The sequence below is a fragment of the Micromonospora costi genome (genome assembly GCF_003626655.1).
Lineage (GTDB): Bacteria > Actinomycetota > Actinomycetes > Mycobacteriales > Micromonosporaceae > Micromonospora > Micromonospora costi.
The window spans coordinates 239885-256710 of the sequence record NZ_RBAN01000002.1 but is presented as its reverse complement, the minus strand read 5'-3'; the positions used below and the strand labels follow the sequence as shown (position 1 = coordinate 256710).

The 16826-nt window shown below is 70.7% G+C and carries 10 protein-coding genes; 4 read left to right on the top strand and 6 right to left on the bottom strand.

The window, feature by feature from the left end; all coding sequences use genetic code 11:
* Positions 1 to 512 precede the first annotated feature (512 nt).
* From D7193_RS12015 to D7193_RS12000, 4 genes are all read left to right on the top strand, one after another.
* Positions 513 to 3644 carry a golvesin C-terminal-like domain-containing protein gene (locus tag D7193_RS12015; RefSeq protein ID WP_206611893.1) on the top strand — a complete coding sequence of 1044 codons (3132 nt, stop codon included), beginning with the start codon at positions 513 to 515 and terminating at the stop codon, positions 3642 to 3644.
* A 17-nt stretch (positions 3645 to 3661) separates the two neighbouring features.
* The gene (locus D7193_RS12010) at positions 3662 to 6793 is read left to right on the top strand and encodes a golvesin C-terminal-like domain-containing protein (RefSeq protein WP_120779573.1); all 3132 of its coding nucleotides are present in this window, start codon (positions 3662 to 3664) and stop codon (positions 6791 to 6793) included.
* Positions 6794 to 6865: 72 nt separating this feature from the next.
* The gene (locus D7193_RS12005; protein ID WP_120779572.1) at positions 6866 to 9709 is read left to right on the top strand and encodes a hypothetical protein; all 2844 of its coding nucleotides are present in this window, start codon (positions 6866 to 6868) and stop codon (positions 9707 to 9709) included.
* Positions 9710 to 9853: 144 nt separating this feature from the next.
* The gene (locus tag D7193_RS12000) at positions 9854 to 10675 is read left to right on the top strand and encodes an IclR family transcriptional regulator (RefSeq protein ID WP_120779571.1); all 822 of its coding nucleotides are present in this window, start codon (positions 9854 to 9856) and stop codon (positions 10673 to 10675) included.
* A 27-nt stretch (positions 10676 to 10702) separates the two neighbouring features.
* Here D7193_RS12000 and D7193_RS11995 read toward each other — a convergent pair whose 3' ends face one another.
* The 6 genes from D7193_RS11995 to D7193_RS11970 are packed head-to-tail and all read right to left on the bottom strand — an operon-like array spanning position 10703 to position 16747.
* Entirely contained in the window at positions 10703 to 11890 is a 1188-nt protein-coding gene (locus D7193_RS11995; protein WP_120779570.1) for a mandelate racemase/muconate lactonizing enzyme family protein, read from the bottom strand.
* The gene (locus D7193_RS11990) at positions 11887 to 12849 is read right to left on the bottom strand and encodes a glycoside hydrolase family 88 protein (protein WP_120779569.1); all 963 of its coding nucleotides are present in this window, start codon (positions 12847 to 12849) and stop codon (positions 11887 to 11889) included. Before D7193_RS11990 ends, D7193_RS11995 begins: the two co-directional genes overlap by 4 nt.
* Entirely contained in the window at positions 12846 to 14129 is a 1284-nt protein-coding gene (locus D7193_RS11985; protein WP_206611892.1) for an extracellular solute-binding protein, read from the bottom strand. Before D7193_RS11985 ends, D7193_RS11990 begins: the two co-directional genes overlap by 4 nt.
* A gap of 25 nt (positions 14130 to 14154) precedes the next feature.
* Positions 14155 to 15000 carry a carbohydrate ABC transporter permease gene (locus D7193_RS11980; RefSeq protein ID WP_241562952.1) on the bottom strand — a complete coding sequence of 282 codons (846 nt, stop codon included), beginning with the start codon at positions 14998 to 15000 and terminating at the stop codon, positions 14155 to 14157.
* Complete coding sequence (locus tag D7193_RS11975; protein WP_120779568.1) at positions 14997 to 15944, bottom strand: carbohydrate ABC transporter permease; 948 nt, start codon at positions 15942 to 15944, stop codon at positions 14997 to 14999. The genes D7193_RS11980 and D7193_RS11975 overlap by 4 nt, the downstream gene beginning before the upstream one ends.
* Positions 15941 to 16747, bottom strand: coding sequence for an IclR family transcriptional regulator (locus D7193_RS11970; RefSeq protein ID WP_241562951.1), 807 nt, complete (start codon positions 16745 to 16747; stop codon positions 15941 to 15943). Before D7193_RS11970 ends, D7193_RS11975 begins: the two co-directional genes overlap by 4 nt.
* Between the last annotated feature and the right edge of the window lie 79 nt (positions 16748 to 16826).

Below are 16826 nucleotides of genomic sequence, written 5' to 3'. Positions count from 1 at the left end.
GGCCGTGAACGATCCGGCCTGGCCGACTGACTTCCTGCGCTGGCTGCGCGCCGACGGGAGCCCGCGCACGGCAGGCTGCCGCTTGCTCCATTGCGACGGTCGACCCAGCCGCTTACCGCAGGCACCAGCGGCGCCAGCACCGTCCACTGCATGTCGGTCAGGTCGTACCCCCTCGTCACCCTATGGCGGCCACAAGGTCTTCGGTATTCAGGTTCTTCCTGGTCGATGAACCCTCGACTGGAGACCGGCCAGTCATCGATCACCGACACGCCGCACTCGACTTCGAGACACGGCCAAGCCGGTTGACCGCTTGCAGCAGGCGGGATACTGTCCCGTATTGAGCAAGGCCTCTACCGAGAAGATGCCGCAAAAGCCCCCCGTGCCGGAAGCTGTATCCGCATATGCCGGTAGGGCCACCTATAGTGGCCCTACCGCAGCCGCAGCACGCATCGCACAGCGTTCGGCGTGAACTCGCCTCGCCGCATCGTGATGCTCTCCAGCTAGGAGCCACCATGCTGAAGCGCCCCGCACTGTCGGTCCTGCTCGTCGCCGCGGTCACCGTCGGTTCCGGCCTGGTCGGGGCGGTCCCCGCCGCTGGGCGGACCGGTGGCGGGTCGCCGCAGCAGCGAGTGGTGGACATCGGTGACAGCATCGTGATTGCGGGCGACACCTATCGGATGCGGATCATCAAGGACGGCTTCCGGTACTCGTTCGACAGTTCCTCCGGTGCCACGGTCGTACCCGATCATGCGGACTCCGGCCTGCGGATCAGGTACGCCGGCACGGAAGACTTCACCGACGCCGAGGCCACCCGGCTCGTCTCCGGTCCGGCGTCCGGCACGGCTGTGCTGGACGTGACGATGGCGGACGGTTCCCATGTCAACGTGCACGTGCTGCCATCCGACAGCTTTGCGCGGATCCTGGTACCGAACCTGCCTGGGTCCAGCAGCACGATCGATTTCCGTACCGGTGCGGTGGCCCCGGCGTACGGGCTCGGCGACTACGGGTCGTTCGCCGACGGCCAACCCGAGCAGGGCACGCCGTGCAGCGGAAACGTGGCGGTCAGGCCGGGTACCGAGCTGACGGGGCTGGTGCTCGACGATCTCACGAACGAGGGCAGCTGCAAGCGCTTCGTCAGCAACTTCACCGTGTTCCCCAAGCAGCGGTTCGCTCAGGTGTGGTTTGAGGACGGGCAGAAGCGGGTCGGCCTCACCGGGACCGAGAACCGGCTCGGCGCTGCCGGCGTGGACAAGGTCGACAGCCTGTACTACTTCGTTGGCCGTGACCTGCGGCAGGTGTATGCCGACTACAAGCAGGTCCGCAACCGGCACGGGTATGTGGACATGCGGCCGGACGAGTCGTTCTTCGGACTCGGCTGGGAAGCGTACGGCGCACTCGGCTGGGACACCTATCAGTCTTCGGTCGTGGAGACCGTGCAGGACTTCCTCGCGCACGGCTATCCGCTCAGTTGGGGGGTGGTCGGCTCCGGCTTCTGGCCCGGCCCCCGGGGCAACAAGGTTGAAGGCACCACGAACAGCTTCGGGATGTGGGACGACGCCGTCGAGGACGGGCGTGCGGACGGCCTGCCTAACCCGCGATATCCGGATCCGGACGCGTTGAAGCAACTCTTCGCCGACAACGACATCAAGCTGCTGCTGGGGGCGCGCAACAACTTCAAGGCCCTGCCTGCCGACGGAGGCAACTACAACCTCCGGTACGACGGACCGTTCCTGCCGGAGGCGCTGGAGCGGGGTTACCTGCTTCGCAACGGCGACGGCACGCCGCGCGTCGTGACTCGGGCGCAGTTTCCCTCCGGCGCCAGTTACGTGCTCGACGGATCCAACCCGGAGGCGGTGCGCTGGTTCATTGAGCGGCTGCGCGAGTGGGGCGTGGACGGGTGGAAGGAGGACACCATGCTCTACGACCCGAACCTCCACCGCGACGCCAACTGGAACGCGGTGCAGTCCGCCATGCACGACGCCGGTGACCTGGTGATGGTGCGCAACACCGCGTACTCGGTGCCGGGCGACATCATCCGGATCAACGACACCATCTACGGCACCGGCGAGGTGTACCACGAGGACCCGGACCGGATGCCCGTCAACCTGCTCAACTACGCGGCGTCCGGCGCCGGCAACCTGTACGGCGACTACGTGGGTGGCACCCCCGGACCGTCGTTGCAGGACCCGGCGTACCAGCAGTACTTCGTCCGTAACGCGCAGTTCAGCGCCATGTTGCCGGTGATGGCGTTCGGCAAGGGCCCTTGGGAGCTGGGCCGCAGCGACTATGCGGCAGCGGTGAAGGAGATGGCGCTGTGGCACGAGGCGCTGCGACCGTACATCTACGACGCGGTGCTGGACGGGTACGAGAGCGGGTTCCCCACCGCGGTGACCCCGCTGCCGCTGGCGTACCCCGATGATCCGGACACCTACGGGCTCGCGAACGACACCACCCGCCAGTACGAGTGGATGTTCGGCGAATCCCTTCTCGCCACGCCGGTCTTCGGCGCGGACTTCGAGACGGCGCAGGCACGGGACGTGTACCTGCCGGCGGGAAAGTGGATCGACGTCGAGACCGGGGCGGTGTTCCACGGGCCGACGACCTTGCGGAACTACGCGATCGGCACCGACCGGATCCCCGCCTTCGCCGGCGGCAAGGGTGTTCTGGTGACCAGGCGGGCCGGCGCGCTGACCGCCGAGGTGTACCCGGTGTCGACCGGCTCCCGCTACACAGCCGGGCGGGGGCCGGACGCGATCACCATCGAGAACGCCAACACGGGCTGGGACACCGACTCCCTCACCGTCGTGGACGGCATCAGCGGGGAGACGGTCGCCTACCAGGTCGACCAGGTGACCGGTGCGTTGCGGTTCCCCGTGACCGCGGGACACACCTACCGCCTCGCCGGCGGTGGGGTCGCCGAGCACACCGTCGGGCTGGACACGACCGCTCCCGAGCAGGTCACCGGCGTCGGGCACCGTACGGTCGACGGCGTCACCACGCTGACCTGGGACGCCACCGGAAACGCCCGGTCCTACGTCGTGACCGCGTCGCTGAAGCAGGAGTGCGCGCTCACCCCGGAGCGGATCGTCGGCTCCTCGACCGGCACGCGCCTGGTGCTGGGCAGCGAAGGCGTCGCGGGCACGTACCGGGTGGCGGCGGTGAACAGCGCGGGCAGCGGGCCGACGTCCGCGCCACATGTGGTCGCCCCGTCGACCGGCGGTGGTGACGGCGCGGCGACGGTCGTCGTGACCAACGAAGGCACTCCGCCGACCTGCGACGCCGGGAATCCCGCCTACAGCGAGGAGGGGCGATGGCTGTCGAGCAGCTTGAAGGGCTTTGACGGCTCCGGCACCCGCTACACGTCGACCGCCGGCCTGACCGTGACCTGGCGCGCCGACCTTCCGGCGGGGGCCTACCAGGTGGACGTCTGGTCCCCGAAGCACACCACCTGCAGTTCCCGCACGACATACACCGTCGCCGGCACCGGCGTCCCCGTCGACCAGTGCGCCACCGGCGGCACCTGGCACTCGATCGGCACGTATCAGCTGGGGGAGGGGATCACCTCGGTCACCCTGACGTCCGGCTCGGGGACCACCCGCGCCGACGCGGTCCGCTTCACTCCCGCCGGACGACCGGCCGCCTGAGGATGGAGTAAGAGGAGATGCTCGCTCGTCCCCCACACCGCGTCCTGCTCGCGATGATCACGGCGCTCCTGGTGCCGCTCGCAGTCACTGTCCCGTCCTCGCCGGCGGCGGCCGCCGAGGCGCTGGTCGTCACCCCCTCGACTCCCGGCGCCTACGCCGAGACCGGGACCTGGGCGAACGCCCGGGACCCCGGCTACGACGGCTCTCCGTCCCGGTACAGCCGGACCCCCGGTTCCACGGCCACCTGGACCGTCGTGGCACCCGCTTCCGCCACCTACGACCTTGCCGTGTACTACACCGCGAGCGTCGACAACGCCAAGGCGGAGTACGCCTGGACCGGAGGGCCGGACACGCCGACCGTGGTCAACCAGGCGGTCGGCGGGAATGCCTGGCGCCAGATCGGCTCCACCTACCTGGACAAGGGGCAGACCTTCACCCTGACAGTCACCGCCACCGCGGGTCCGGCGGTGACCACCCCTGCCCTCAACGTGATCACCCGCGCCAACGCGGTGCGCTTGCTGGTGACCGGCGACGACGAACCGCCGGTCGCCGAGTGCGGTACGGACGACACGGTGGCACCGGTCGTCGATGCGCCGGAGCAGAGCTTCCCCGCCTACCGCCTGTCGCAGCACGGCACCGTGGTGTCGCTCGCCGGCGACGGCTGGGCCATGTCGATCGATCGTCGAGGCTTCCGCTACGGACTCGAGGTGGACGGCGCACCCGCCGCGGCGCCCCACCCGACGGCCGGGTTGCAACTGGCAGCCCCGGAGGGTGCACCGTGCGACGCCGTCGCGGCGACGCTCACCGCGGCGGACGCGTCGAGCGTGCGGTTCTCCGTGGCCTTCTCCAACGGTCGGAAGGCGGACGTCGCCGTGGTGCCGGCGGATCACTCCGTGAACCTGCGGGTCGCCGCCGCCGACTCGGACACCGGCAGCGTGCGAGCCCAGGTCGCCGGCGGCATGAACCCCGCGTACGGGCTCGGTGACCTGGGTGGCTTCCGGACCGACCTGAACGCCTACGGCATCCGCAACCTCGACTACTACGCCCAGAACAGCGCCGGCACGACGAACCAACGGTTCGTCTCGACGTTCACGGTCTTCCCCGGCCGGAAGCTCGCCCAGGTCGTGCTCTCCAACGAGAGTCTGGCCGTGCAGGTCGACAACGCCGCGACCCTGCTCGGCGTCAACGGCCCGCAGATGTCCGGGCTGCACTACTTCTTCGGGGACGTGGCGACGATCTACCGGCGGTACGCCGAGGTGCGGCGTAGCGCGGGCTACGTCGACGCGAAGCCCGACTACACGCTCTTCGGCGTCGGCTACGAGTCGTACGGCGCGCTCGGCTACAACACCAACCAGCAGACCATCACCGACTCGGTGACGACGTACCTGGACAAGGGGTTCCCCCTCAGCTGGGTGGTGACCGGCTCCGGATTCTGGCCGTACGGCTCGGGGAGCGCCCAGGGTACGACCTCGAGCTTCGGCCTGTGGGGCGCGAAGTACCCGGATCCCGACGGATACAAGAAGTTCCTGCACGACAACGGGATCAAGCTGCTGCTCGGAGCCCGGCAGTCCTTCCGGGCGCTGCCCGCCGACGGCGGCACGTACGACCCCGCTCTGGACGGTGACGGCACCGCCGTGGGCATCGAACGGGGCTACTTCATCAAGGACGCGGACGGCAAGCCACGGGTGTTCCGGCCGGTGTCGTTTCCCAACACCGCGATGTACCTGATCGATCCGGACAACGAGGAGGCGGTCCGGTGGTTCGTTGCCCGCAGCCGGGAGTGGGGAGCGGACGGGTACAAGGAAGACCATATGTTCGACGGCACCGCGAACCGGTACGTCAACAACGCGCTGGTCAACCCGATCAACGAGGGCCTCGACGACGACGGCAAGCTCACGATGGTGCGCAACAGCGCCTTCTCGGTGGCGGGCTCCATCCTGCGAATCAACGACACCGACTACAACCACGGGCCGGGGGACCGCGATCGTACGGTCGTGAACGGGCTGGCGTACGCGGCCAGCGGTCAGCCCAACTTCTACCCGGACATCGTCGGCGGCCGGATCATCGGTGATCTGGAGACCAACTCGTCCAAGCAGCGGTACCTGACCCGGAACGCGATGCTGGCCGCCATGTCGCCGGCGATGTCCTTCGGCAACGAGCCGTGGCGGATGAACGATCCCGCGCTCGTGGCGGCGACCCGGAAGGCCGCCCAGTGGCACGCCGAGTATCAGCCCTACATCTACTCGGCGGCGGTCACCTCGTACGAGACGGGCTTCCCCTCGACGGCGACGCCTCTTCCGGTGGCCTTCCCCGACGACCCCAAGGTCCGCGACCTGGCGTCCGCGGCCAAGCGCCAGTACGAGTGGATGCTCGGCCCGTCCCTGCTGGTCGCACCGCTGTACGGCGGCGACACCGACACGGCGATGTCCCGTGACGTCTACCTCCCGGCCGGGGAGTGGATGGACATCGAGACCGGCGAGCAGTTCACCGGCCCCACCACCCTCACCGCCTACCAGCAGCCGTTCGGCAAGATCCCCGCTTTCGTCGGCGGCACCGGCATCCTCGTCCACGACCCGGGAGCGCGCGATCCGGGTGACGCCGTCGCCGCCGGCGACGTGCGGGCCAGCGTCTACCCCGTCGCCACTCCCGGCGCCACCCTCACCTACACGAGCAGCGACGGAAAGACCCGAAGCCGGATCACCGCGAAGAACACCTCGTGGTCCGCCGAGGACATCGTCGTGCGGGACTCGTCGGGCGCTGACATCGCCTTCACCCGCGACCCCGTCACCGGGGCGATCGAATTCTCCGTCGAGGCGGGCCGGGACTACGTCGTCTCGGACGCCCGCTCGCCGGAGTGGGGCCTCAGGACGGTCGATGTGCGGCCGGCCGGGCCTGTCGTCACGGGCCGGGAGGTGCCCGTACGGTTCGGTCTGGTGGATCAGGCCGGTTCCTCCGCCGGCCGCCTCGTCGCCGATGTGGTGCAGGCGGCACCGGACGGCACCGAACGGCGACTGGAGTTCGAGACGGACGACCAGAGCCGGGTCCACACCGTGCTGAAACCCCGGGCCGGCGTCGCGGGATCGTACGTCGTCGTGGTGAAGGCGGCGGACGGGCGTCGATTGGCGCATTTCACCCTGCGGATCACCTGACATGCTGACAAGGAGGCCCTGGTGACGACACCTGCGCGAGCGTGGGCCAGCGCGACTCTGGCATCGATTCTGGTGGCTACCGTTGGCCTGACAGCGACGTCCGCCGCGGCCGCCGGGCCGTCCGCCGAAGCGTCGGCGGCACCGGTGTTCGCCGACGACCTCACCAACGGGCTCAGCCGGTGGCGGGCCCTGACCGGATCGCTGACCGAGTGGACGGCCACCACCGCCGAGTTCCCCTACGTCTCGATCGACACCCGCACCCAGGCGTCGGGTCGATACATCACGCCGGACGCGCCGGTGGACCTGCCCGATGCGTACGAGCTGCGCACCAGGGTCCGCGTCGACGCGGTCAGCGACTCACCCGCCGTCTCCATCCTCACCGACTTCCGGGAACCGTACGCGGTCACCCAGAACAACGTCGCGGCACAGCTGGCCGGCTGGTCCGGGGTGCAGGTTTCCCGCCCGGTGACGAGGACGGTGTGCCGCGGCCCCGCCCCACTGCGCCAGGGGGAGTGGCACGAACTGGTCATCCGCCGGGCCGACGACATCTCGGTCGTGGAGATCGACGCCCAACGGGTCGCCGTGGTGGATGCGCCCGCCTCCGGTGGCACCGTCGGTCTCGGTGTCTACCACGCCCAGGCGTCGTTCGCCGCCGTCTCGGTCACCGCGCTGGCGGGCGTGCCCGCCGGGCATCCCACCGCCGCCTCGGGCTGTTCCTGGACCGAACCCGGCGAGCCCGATGCCGCTCAGCCGGTTCTGGTCAACCAGAGCGGCTACAACCTCGGCCAGGCGAAGCGGTTCACCGCGCCCCGCGCCGTCGACGGCGACCGGTTCCGGGTCATCGACGCGGCCGGCGCGGTCCATCACGAGGGCAGCATCCGAGGCCAGATCGGCGACTTCACCGGTTTCGATCCGGCGGAGCCCGGACCGTACACGGTGGAGGTGCAGGGCGAAGCCGGGACCGGCCGGTCCGTCCCGTTCGGGATCGGCGCCGACTGGATCGAGCGCGTCTCCTACCGCCGCGCGGTGCAGTTCATGACCGACGTGCGCTGCTACTACGGCGACTTCAGCAGGATGGGCTACGGTGGCACCGATCCGCAGAACTGCTACCTCGGCGTCGGCTGGCGCGACTCGCACCAGATGTCCTTCGAGCTGCCGTCGCTGATCGACATGTACCTCGCCAACCCGTCCGCGTTCGCACAGATCAAGGACCCGGAGGCCAGGTATGTCGGGTTGCCGGTGCAGTTGCCCGCGGACACCCCGGAGATCGTCCGGCTCATCCACTGGGCCGTCGAGGTGTACCTCGGTGGGCGGGTCAACCACACGCTGCTCAAGGAGCAGTTGGCCGCGTTCCTCTACGCCTACCCCTACCTGGCCGACCACATTCCCCGCAGCGTCTACGAGCGGGCGCGCGACTACCTCTTCCCCATCTGGGACGATCCAGCGAAGGACCGCTTCGCCTGGTACGACACCACGCCGCACACGGCCGATCTGCTGCAGGTCTACACGCAGGTGGGTTCCGGCAAGGGGGAGTTGCCGCCCGGCCACTCGGTGTGGCCGAACGTGATGATGTACGAGGTGGCCAAGCGGGAGGGCCGCGCTGACGCGGGCCGGTACCTGGACGCCGCGAAGGCCCAGGCCGCCTGGCTGGTCGGCAACCTCGACGTGGCCGACCCCAGCGTGACCAAGGGTCAGCGGCAGGGCGAGTACCACCTGATCACCGGCCTCGCGCGGTTGCTGCTGACCCACCCCGACCAGGCGCCGGCCGGCACCCGCGACTTCATCCGGCGGTGGGCCGAGGTGGTGGCGGATCGCTCGGAGAACCTGTGGGACTTCCGCAGGTACTCGGCGGACCGGTGGACCATTCCGCCCTTCACCGGCGGTGGTTCGGCCAGCGACCCGAACGAGACGGGCAACGTCGCGGGCTTCGCCGCCCCGGCGCTGGCCGCCGCGCAGGTGCTCGGCGACGACCCGCTCGCCGCGCGGCTGCGGCAGATCGCCGTCGCCCATGTGGACAACATCTTCGGCCGTAATCCGACCGGGCGGCACGCCGCGTACCGGGGACCGACGGAGCAGTGGGGCTTCGAGGGAGTGGAACGCGGCTGGTACTCGGAGTTCCAGGGCGGCGCGGGCCGTCTTCAGGGCGTCCGCGGGGTGCTCGACGGTAGCCCCAAGAACGCGCACTACCCGTACAACCCGGGTGCGGGCAACGTCGGCCACTCCGAGGGGTGGGTCACCGTCAACACGGCCTGGAACGAGGCGCTGGCCTGGCGGGCCGCCGACACCACGACGGTACGGGTGGTCGACGCTGCCGGCACGCCGGTGCAGCGGGCCCCGGAGGGCAGCCGGGCGAGCGTCCGCCTGACCGCGCCGTTGAATCTCGATCCGGCCGCACTCGACCGGGCCGACCTTCAGGTGCGGGTCGGTGACGGCGCGCCGCAGCGGGTGGCCGCCGTGCAGGACGGGGCGAACGCCACCACGTACACGGCGGAGCTGGACCTGGCTGCGCTCGGCGCGAGGCTCGGCGACACGGTGACGGTCTCCTACGGCCTGGGCTACTTCAGCCGTGCGGCCACCGTGACCGTCGCGGCACCGCTGTGCGCGGGCCGGGAGCCCACCATCGTCGGCACCGATGACGCGGACCGGCTCGTGGGCACGACCGGGGCCGACGTGATCGCCGGACGGGGCGGCGATGACGTCATCGTCGGCCTCGGCGGCGATGACGTGCTCTGCGGCGGTGCGGGGGCGGACCGGCTGGTCGGAGGGCCGGGCGATGGGATCCTGCTCGGTGGGCCGGGCCCGGACGTCGTCGTCGGCGGCCCTGGCGACGACCGGCTCCACGGCGGTGCCGACCGGGACGTGGTCGTCGGAGGCGGCGGGACCGACGTGATCGAGCAGGACGGCCCGGACGCCTGACCCGGTGAGGTGCCGGGCGGCTGGTCCGTCCGGCACCGTCCCGGATCCGGGCCGTCACCCGTTCCGGCCCGTGGCATGGTCAAGCTCGTGCATGCACAAGAATGAGGTGCCACATGTCGCAAGCAGCTTCCAAGGAGGGCCAGCATGGCGGCCGAACCGGGTAGTAACCAGAGCGTCGAACGGGCCCTCACCGTGCTCCGCGCCCTCGCGGCCGGCCGCACCGAACTCCGCGTCTCCGACGTCGCCAGAGCCACCGGGCTCGGTCTCTCCACCGCCTCCCGGCTCCTCGCCACTCTCGAAGGGATGGGCTTCGTCGACCGCGACCCGGTCAGCGGCCTGTACCGGCTGGGGCTGGACATGGTTTCGTTCGGCGGGGCGGTGCTCAACAGCCACCCGGTGCACCGCGAGGCCCGGCAGACCGCCCAGGATCTCGCCGCTGAACTCGGCCTCGGCGTCAACGTCGCGGTCCGCCGCGGCGAGCGGCTCTTCTACCTGCTCAACTTCGAAGGCCGGCAGGCGCCCCGCCCGTTCGTCCTCGCCGGACAGTACAACCCGCTCCACGCCACCGGGCTCGGCAAGGCGCTCCTGACCGGGCTGACCGGGAACGAGCGGCGCGAGCTGCTGCCCGAGGCGGCCCTGCACGCCTACACCCACCGCACCATCACCACCCACGATCAGCTCGACGAGGAACTCGACCGCACGCTCGCCCGGGGCTACGCCACCGAGGTCGAGGAACTCGCCCTCGGCCGCGCCTGCGTCGCCTCCGCCATCCGGGACGGCTCGGGCGCCGTGGCGGCGGCCCTTTCGGTGTCCGGCCCTCTCTCCGCCATCGACCTGCCCGCCCGCGAGGCCGAACTCGTCCGGGCGGTGATCGAGGCCGCCGACTCCATCAGCATCAATCTCGGGTACGTCGGGCCCGCCCACGTCGTTCCCCAGCAGGCCGCGGCCGCCGAGGTCGTGGTGTGACCCCGAGGGCAGATGCCGGACCCCTCCTCACGCTCCCGAGAGGGCCCGTACGACGTCCTCGTCGACCGTGATCCCGAGGCCGGCGCCGCGCGGCACGTCGCATCGGCCCCCGACCGGCGCGACCGCGTCCGGGGCCACGGCGGTGAGCGGGTTGGTGCCGATCCAGTGTTCGAGCACCGCGAAGTTCGGCATCGCGGCGGCGCAGTGCACGCTCGCGTACCAGTGCACGGCCGAGCCGATGCTGACGTGCGGGGTGGCCTGCGCGCCGAACGCGTCAGCGAGCGCGGCGATGCGCATCGTCTCGGTGATGCCGCCGGCCCGGCACACGTCGGGCTGGAGCACGCGGAGCGCGCCGGCGCGGAGGAACTCCAGCGCCCGGTGCCGGGTGGCAAGGGAGTCCAGGGCGAGGGGGATGTCCAGGCGCGCGGCGAGGGTGGCGTACCCGTCGAGGTCCTCCGGCGGCAGCGGCATCTCGAAGAACCCGACGCCGGCGTCCTGGAGGGCGCGGCCGACCCGCAATGCCTGCGGCACTTCGTACTGGCCGGCGGCGTCGGCGTAGACGGAGGCCTGGTCGCCGAACACCTCCCGGACGGTCTGCACGGAGGCGATGTCGTCCTCCGGTCGGGCGCCGATGGCCACCTTGACCGCGTCGTACCCCAGGTCGCGCAGCCGCTCCGCCTCCTGGCGCACCCTCCGCTGGCCCTCGGCGCCGGAGCCGGCGGGTGCGGCGGGTACGCCGGAGGCGTACAGACGCAGGCTGGTGCGGTAGCGGCCGCCGAGCATGGCGTGCAGGGGCTGGCCGAGGGTGCGGGCGAACGCGTCCCACAGGGCGATGTCGAGGCCGGCAAGGGCCTCCAGCCAGAAGCCGCTGTCGTGGCCGCGGACCCGCATGCCGGTGTAGACGCGGTCCCAGGTGCGGCCGATCTCGTCGAGCCGGGATCCGACGGCGAGCGGTGCGATCAGGTCGTCGAGGATCGCGGCGGTGGCGCGGGCGCCGACGGGTGCCTTGGCCTCGCCCCACCCGACCACCCCGTCGGAGGTCTCGACCCGCACCAGCACCGCGTCGATGGTGTCGCTGTAGACGTAGCGGCGGCGCTCCATCGGCGGGTACTCCACCAGGGCGCTGCCGTGGTCGGCGCTCCAGGCGCGGGCGCCCCAGTACGTCTCGGCCGGCTTGGCGCGTACCGCGTAGCTGCGGACGTCGACGACCTTCATCCGTTCTCCTCGGTGGTGCGGTCGAGAGCGGCGTGCAGGAGCGGGGCCTGGCCCCACGGAAAGACGCCGAGGGCGCGATGGTGGTAGTCGCGGGCGGCGCCGACGGGCGTCGCCTCGGAGACGGCCAGCGCTCCGCCGGTGAGCCGGCGGAGCGTGGCGTGCCAGGCGCGGTCGGCCATCGCCCGGTGGACGGGGTCGACCAGCCCGGCGTCGATCCCGTGCGGCACGACCCAGGCGAGGTACGCGGAGGTACTGGCTTCCACCGGGGCGTCCGGGTCGTCCACCACTGTGGACCACTCGCCGTCGCGCTCGTGCGCGGCGAGTGCGTCGATCAGGCGGGTGAGTCGTTCGGCGAGCCCGCTGTCGGGGGCGTGGATCAGCGTGTCGGTGAGGCCGAGCAGTGCCCACGCCTGCCCGCGCCCCCAGGCCACGCCGTTGCCGCGTCCGTCGCGGGCGTCGTAGCCGTGCTGGAACAGGCCGTGGGGCAGTTGCAGCGCACCGGCGTACTCGGTGGCGTACGTGACCGCCTCGTCGAGGTGGCCCAGCGCGGCGAGGCCGGGCCCGTCGGTGTGCATGCAGTCGACCCAGACCGTCGACGACCAGGGCGGCAGGTCCGGGCGGTGCAGGCGGGGCCCGCCGGGACGGGCCGGTCGGGCGTGCCGGACGGCGGTGAGCCAGCGGCGGCAGGCGTCCGTGACGTCGAGGTCGGGCCGGCGGTTGGTGAGGGCGAGCAGCGCCTCGACCGCGATGAGGTGGTCGGTCGGGTCGGGCGGTGCGGCCAACGACGGCGTGACGAGGTCGACCACCCGCTCGGTGAGGTCGGGGCGGTTCAGCGCCTCGCCGGCCCGGAGTAGGGCGGTGAGGGTACCGCCGACGCCGAAGCCCCAGATCCGCGGCGTGGTGGCGGCGGTCGCGTCCGCGATCGCCGCCACCAGCCGGGTGTCGCACGGGGTGGTCACTTGATGAGGGCCTGCACCGCCTGGCCGGCCTCGCGCATCGCGTCCGCCGGCTTGCTCTTGCCGACCAGCACGGCCTGGACGTGTTCGGAGATGGCGGTCTCCATCTGGGCGTACTGGGGGTACTTCCAGAACGGGTTCGGGGTGGCGGTCGCGGTGATCCGCTCGCTGAACTGCGAGGTGAAGGCGTCGGTCTTCACCTGCTCGGAGGCGAGCGCCGCGGTGGTGGTGGGCGGCAGCGACAGGTCCTTGAAGTAGCCGAGGACGGTCTGCTCGTCGGACGTGAGCCACTTCGCGAAGTCGGTGGCGGTGTTGGCGCCCTCGCCCTCGACCACGACGACGGCGTGGCCCCACTGCACGGCCCGTGGCTTGTCGCCGGCGTTCTTCACCGGGCGGGCGATCGGGTCGAGCTTGTCCGCGATGGACTTGTCCGGGGAGCCCTTGACGACGAAGTCGCGGCCGACGATGGCGTCGTCGTACATGGCGGTCTTGCCCTGGGCGAACAGGGTGCGCGCGTCCACCCGTTCCACGTCCGGAGCGATGAGCTTCTCGTCGTACAGCTTCTTGTACCAGGTGACCGCCTCGATGCTGGCGTCGTCGCCGACGGTGACCTTGTCTCCCTCCAGCAGCGGGCTGCCGAAGGTCTGCATCCAGATGAGGATGTCCTTGAGCTGGGCGACCTTGGTGGATGCGGCGTACGGGATGACGCCCGTGCCCTTGAGTGCGCGCAGCGCCGTCTCGAAGTCGGCGATCGTGGTGGGGGCGCTGGTGATGCCGGCCTTCTGCATGAGGTCACGGTTGGCGATCAGGCCGATGGCGGCGGTGGTCCAGGGCAGGCCGACCTGCTTGCCCTCGACCTGCCCCGAGCTGAGGGCGGCCTCCGTGTAGCCGGCGTTCTTGGCCACGTCGCCGAGGTCCCTGAGCTTGCCGAGCGCGGCGAGGCCGGCGAGCCAGGCGATGTCCATCTGCGCGGCGCCGGTGAACTGGCCGCCGCGCACCTGGAGAGTGAGCTGGTTGAGGTAATTGTTGTACGCCAGTGGCAGGCCTTTGACGGTGACGCCCGCCTTGCTGCCGTACCCGCTCATCAGTTGCTCGATCTTGGCCTTGGAGGCGTTGTCGGCCAGGCTCCAGGACGCGAACGAGAAGTCGGTGGCGGACGTGGCCTTGTCCTCCTCGGGGCCGTCCGCGCTCGGCGCGCAGGCGGCCAGGCCGCCGAGGCCGAGGGCGCCGGCGCCGACTCCGACGAGGCGGAGCATGTCCCTGCGGGACAGGTTGCTGTTCACTGCTGAACCTCCGGGACGGGTGGGTTTATCCCTTGATGGCGCCGGCGGTGATGCCGCCGACCAGGAACCGTTGCAATGCGATGAACGCGACCACGACGGGCAGCGACGCGAGCAGCGAGGCGGCCATGAGCTCGGCCCACTGCGCGGTCGCCTCGCCAAGGAACGCGTTCACCAGGCCGGGTGGCAGTGTCGTCTTCTCGCGTCCGGCCAGGGTGAGGGCGAAGATGAAGTCGTTCCAGCCGCGGACGAACGCGAACAGCCCGGCGGCGATGAGGCCGGGTGCCGACAGCGGCAGGATGACCGAGTGGATGGTGCGCAGCCGGGACGCGCCGTCGACGCGGGCGGCTTCGACGAGGGTGTCGGGGATGGTGTCGAAGAAGCCCTTGAGCATCCAGACGCAGAGCGGCAGCGTGAAGGTGGTGAACGACAGCACCAGCGCGGTGTAGGTGTCGAGCAGGTGGTAGGCGCTGAACAGGGCGTACAGGGTGACCAGCAGGAGCGCCTGGGGAAACATCTGCGAGGACAGCACGAAGTACATGAGGCTGCGTCGGCCGCGGAAGCGGAACTTGGAGAAGGCGTAGCCCATGTATGCGGAGACGATGACGCTCAGCACCGCGGTGACGATGGAGACCACCAGGCTGTTGACCAGGTAACGGGCCAGATCGGGTTCGTCGGCGAGGCGCGTGAAGTTCTCCAGCGTGAGCTCGGTGGGCACGAACGACGGCGGGTAGCGGAAGGTCTCCTGGGCCGGGGTGAACGCGGTGGCGAGCATCCAGTAGACCGGCAGCAGCCCGAAGCCGCCGAGGATGACGACGGCGGTCCATGCCGCGGCGCGGGACCCGCGGCTCTCCCGTGCGGAGCGCTTGCTCACAGCTGTCCCTCCCGCTCGGACCGGCGGACGTAGATCGCGACCATGACGAGCAGCAGCACCATCCAGAGCAGGCCGAGTGCGCCGGCCCGGCCGAGGTCGAAGCCCTGGAAGGCGGTCTCGTAGACCGCGGTGGCGAAGGTTTCCGTGGCGCCGGCGGGGCCGCCGCCGGTCATCACGTAGATCAGGTCGAAGTGCTGGAAGTTCCAGATTTGTTCCAGCAGCAGGACGATGCCGATGATGCCGCGCAGGTGCGGTAGGGTGACGGCGAAGAACCGCTGCACCGCGCCCGCGCCGTCGGTCTCGGCCGCCTCGTGCAGCTCGACCGGTACGGTCTGCAGCCCGGCGAGCAGCATCACCATGATCCACGGGAAGCTGGCCCACGTCTTAGCGACGATGACCGCGGTCATCGCGGTGCCCGAGCCGGCGAGCCAGGCCTGCGGGGAGTCGATCAGGCCGAGCGCCTCCAGTGCACCGTTGGCGAGGCCGTAGTTCGCGTTGAAGATCCACATCCAGAGGAACGAGACGACGACGCTGGGCACCAGCCACGGGATGAGCAGCAGGCCACGGAGGGCGGCGCGACCGCGGATGCGGGTGTTCAGGGCGAGCGCGAGGGCCAGGCCGACGAGGAACGGTGCGATCGTGGCGCCGACGGTGAAGACCAGGGTCTGCCACAGCAACCGCCAGAAGTCGCCGCCGAGCAACTCGGTGATGTTCTGCAGGCCGACGAACCTGCGACCGGGTTCCACCAGGCTCTGCTCGAAGAACGCGGTGACCATTGAGGCCACCAGCGGGTACACGACGATCGCCGCGAGCATCGCCAGGCCGGGAAGCATCAGCAGCGCGGCGAACGCGCCGTCGCCGAGCCGCCGCGGCGGCCGGTCGCCCGCGGGTCGGGACGCCGGCACGCGTCCGGTGGTCCCGGGACGGGCGGTCTTGGTGCTCATCGCACTGCCTGCATCCGCGGGGGGACGCGGTCGGCGGGGCCGAGGTAACCCAGCCCGGTGCTGATGGCGTCGGCGGCTTCGATGACCATGCGGGACAGCTCGGCCTCCCGGGTGTCCAGGGCGATCGCGGAGAGCGGTCCGGAGACCGACAGCGCGGCGCACACGGTGCCGGTGTGGTCGAGGATCGGAGACGCGATACAGGCGCGGCCCAGTGCCAGTTCCTCGACCTCGGTGGCGTAGCGGCGCTGGGCGGCCTGTGCGACGGCCTCGTCCAGCGCGGCGTGATCGGTGATGGTGGACGGGGTGTACGCACGCAGGTCGGGCAGGAGGGCCCGGCGTTGTTCGGGGTCGGTGCCGATGAGCAGGCATTTCCCGATTCCCGTGGCGTGCAGCGGGTTGTGCTGGCCGATGAGGACGAACGACCGCGGGGCGAGGGTGCCCTCGAAGTTGCACAGGTAGAACAGCGTCGCGCCGCTGCGGACGGCCACGTTGGCGCCGAGGCCGAGCTCGGCGGCGAGGTTCTGCGCCCGCTGGCGGGCCTCGCGGTGCACCGGGTGGCTGTTGAGGGCGACGCCCGCCATCGTGATGAGCGCGGGGCCGAGCTGGTAGAGGCCGCTGAGCTGGTCGCGCTGCACGAGGTCGCAGCCCTCGAGTGTGGCCAGTAGGCGGGACGCGGTCGACTGGCCGAGGCCGGCGTGACGGGCGACGTCGGAGACCCGCAGCGCGGGCTGGCCGGCGAGGAAGGCGTTCAGCACGGAGGCCGCCTTCTCGACGCTTTGGTTGGTGCCCTGATCACTTGCCACCGGCATCTCCTTCTGGACGCCCATCCATTGCTGTGCAAGAGTGGCCCCCATGTTGCATCGTGTCAACCGCCGATTGCAT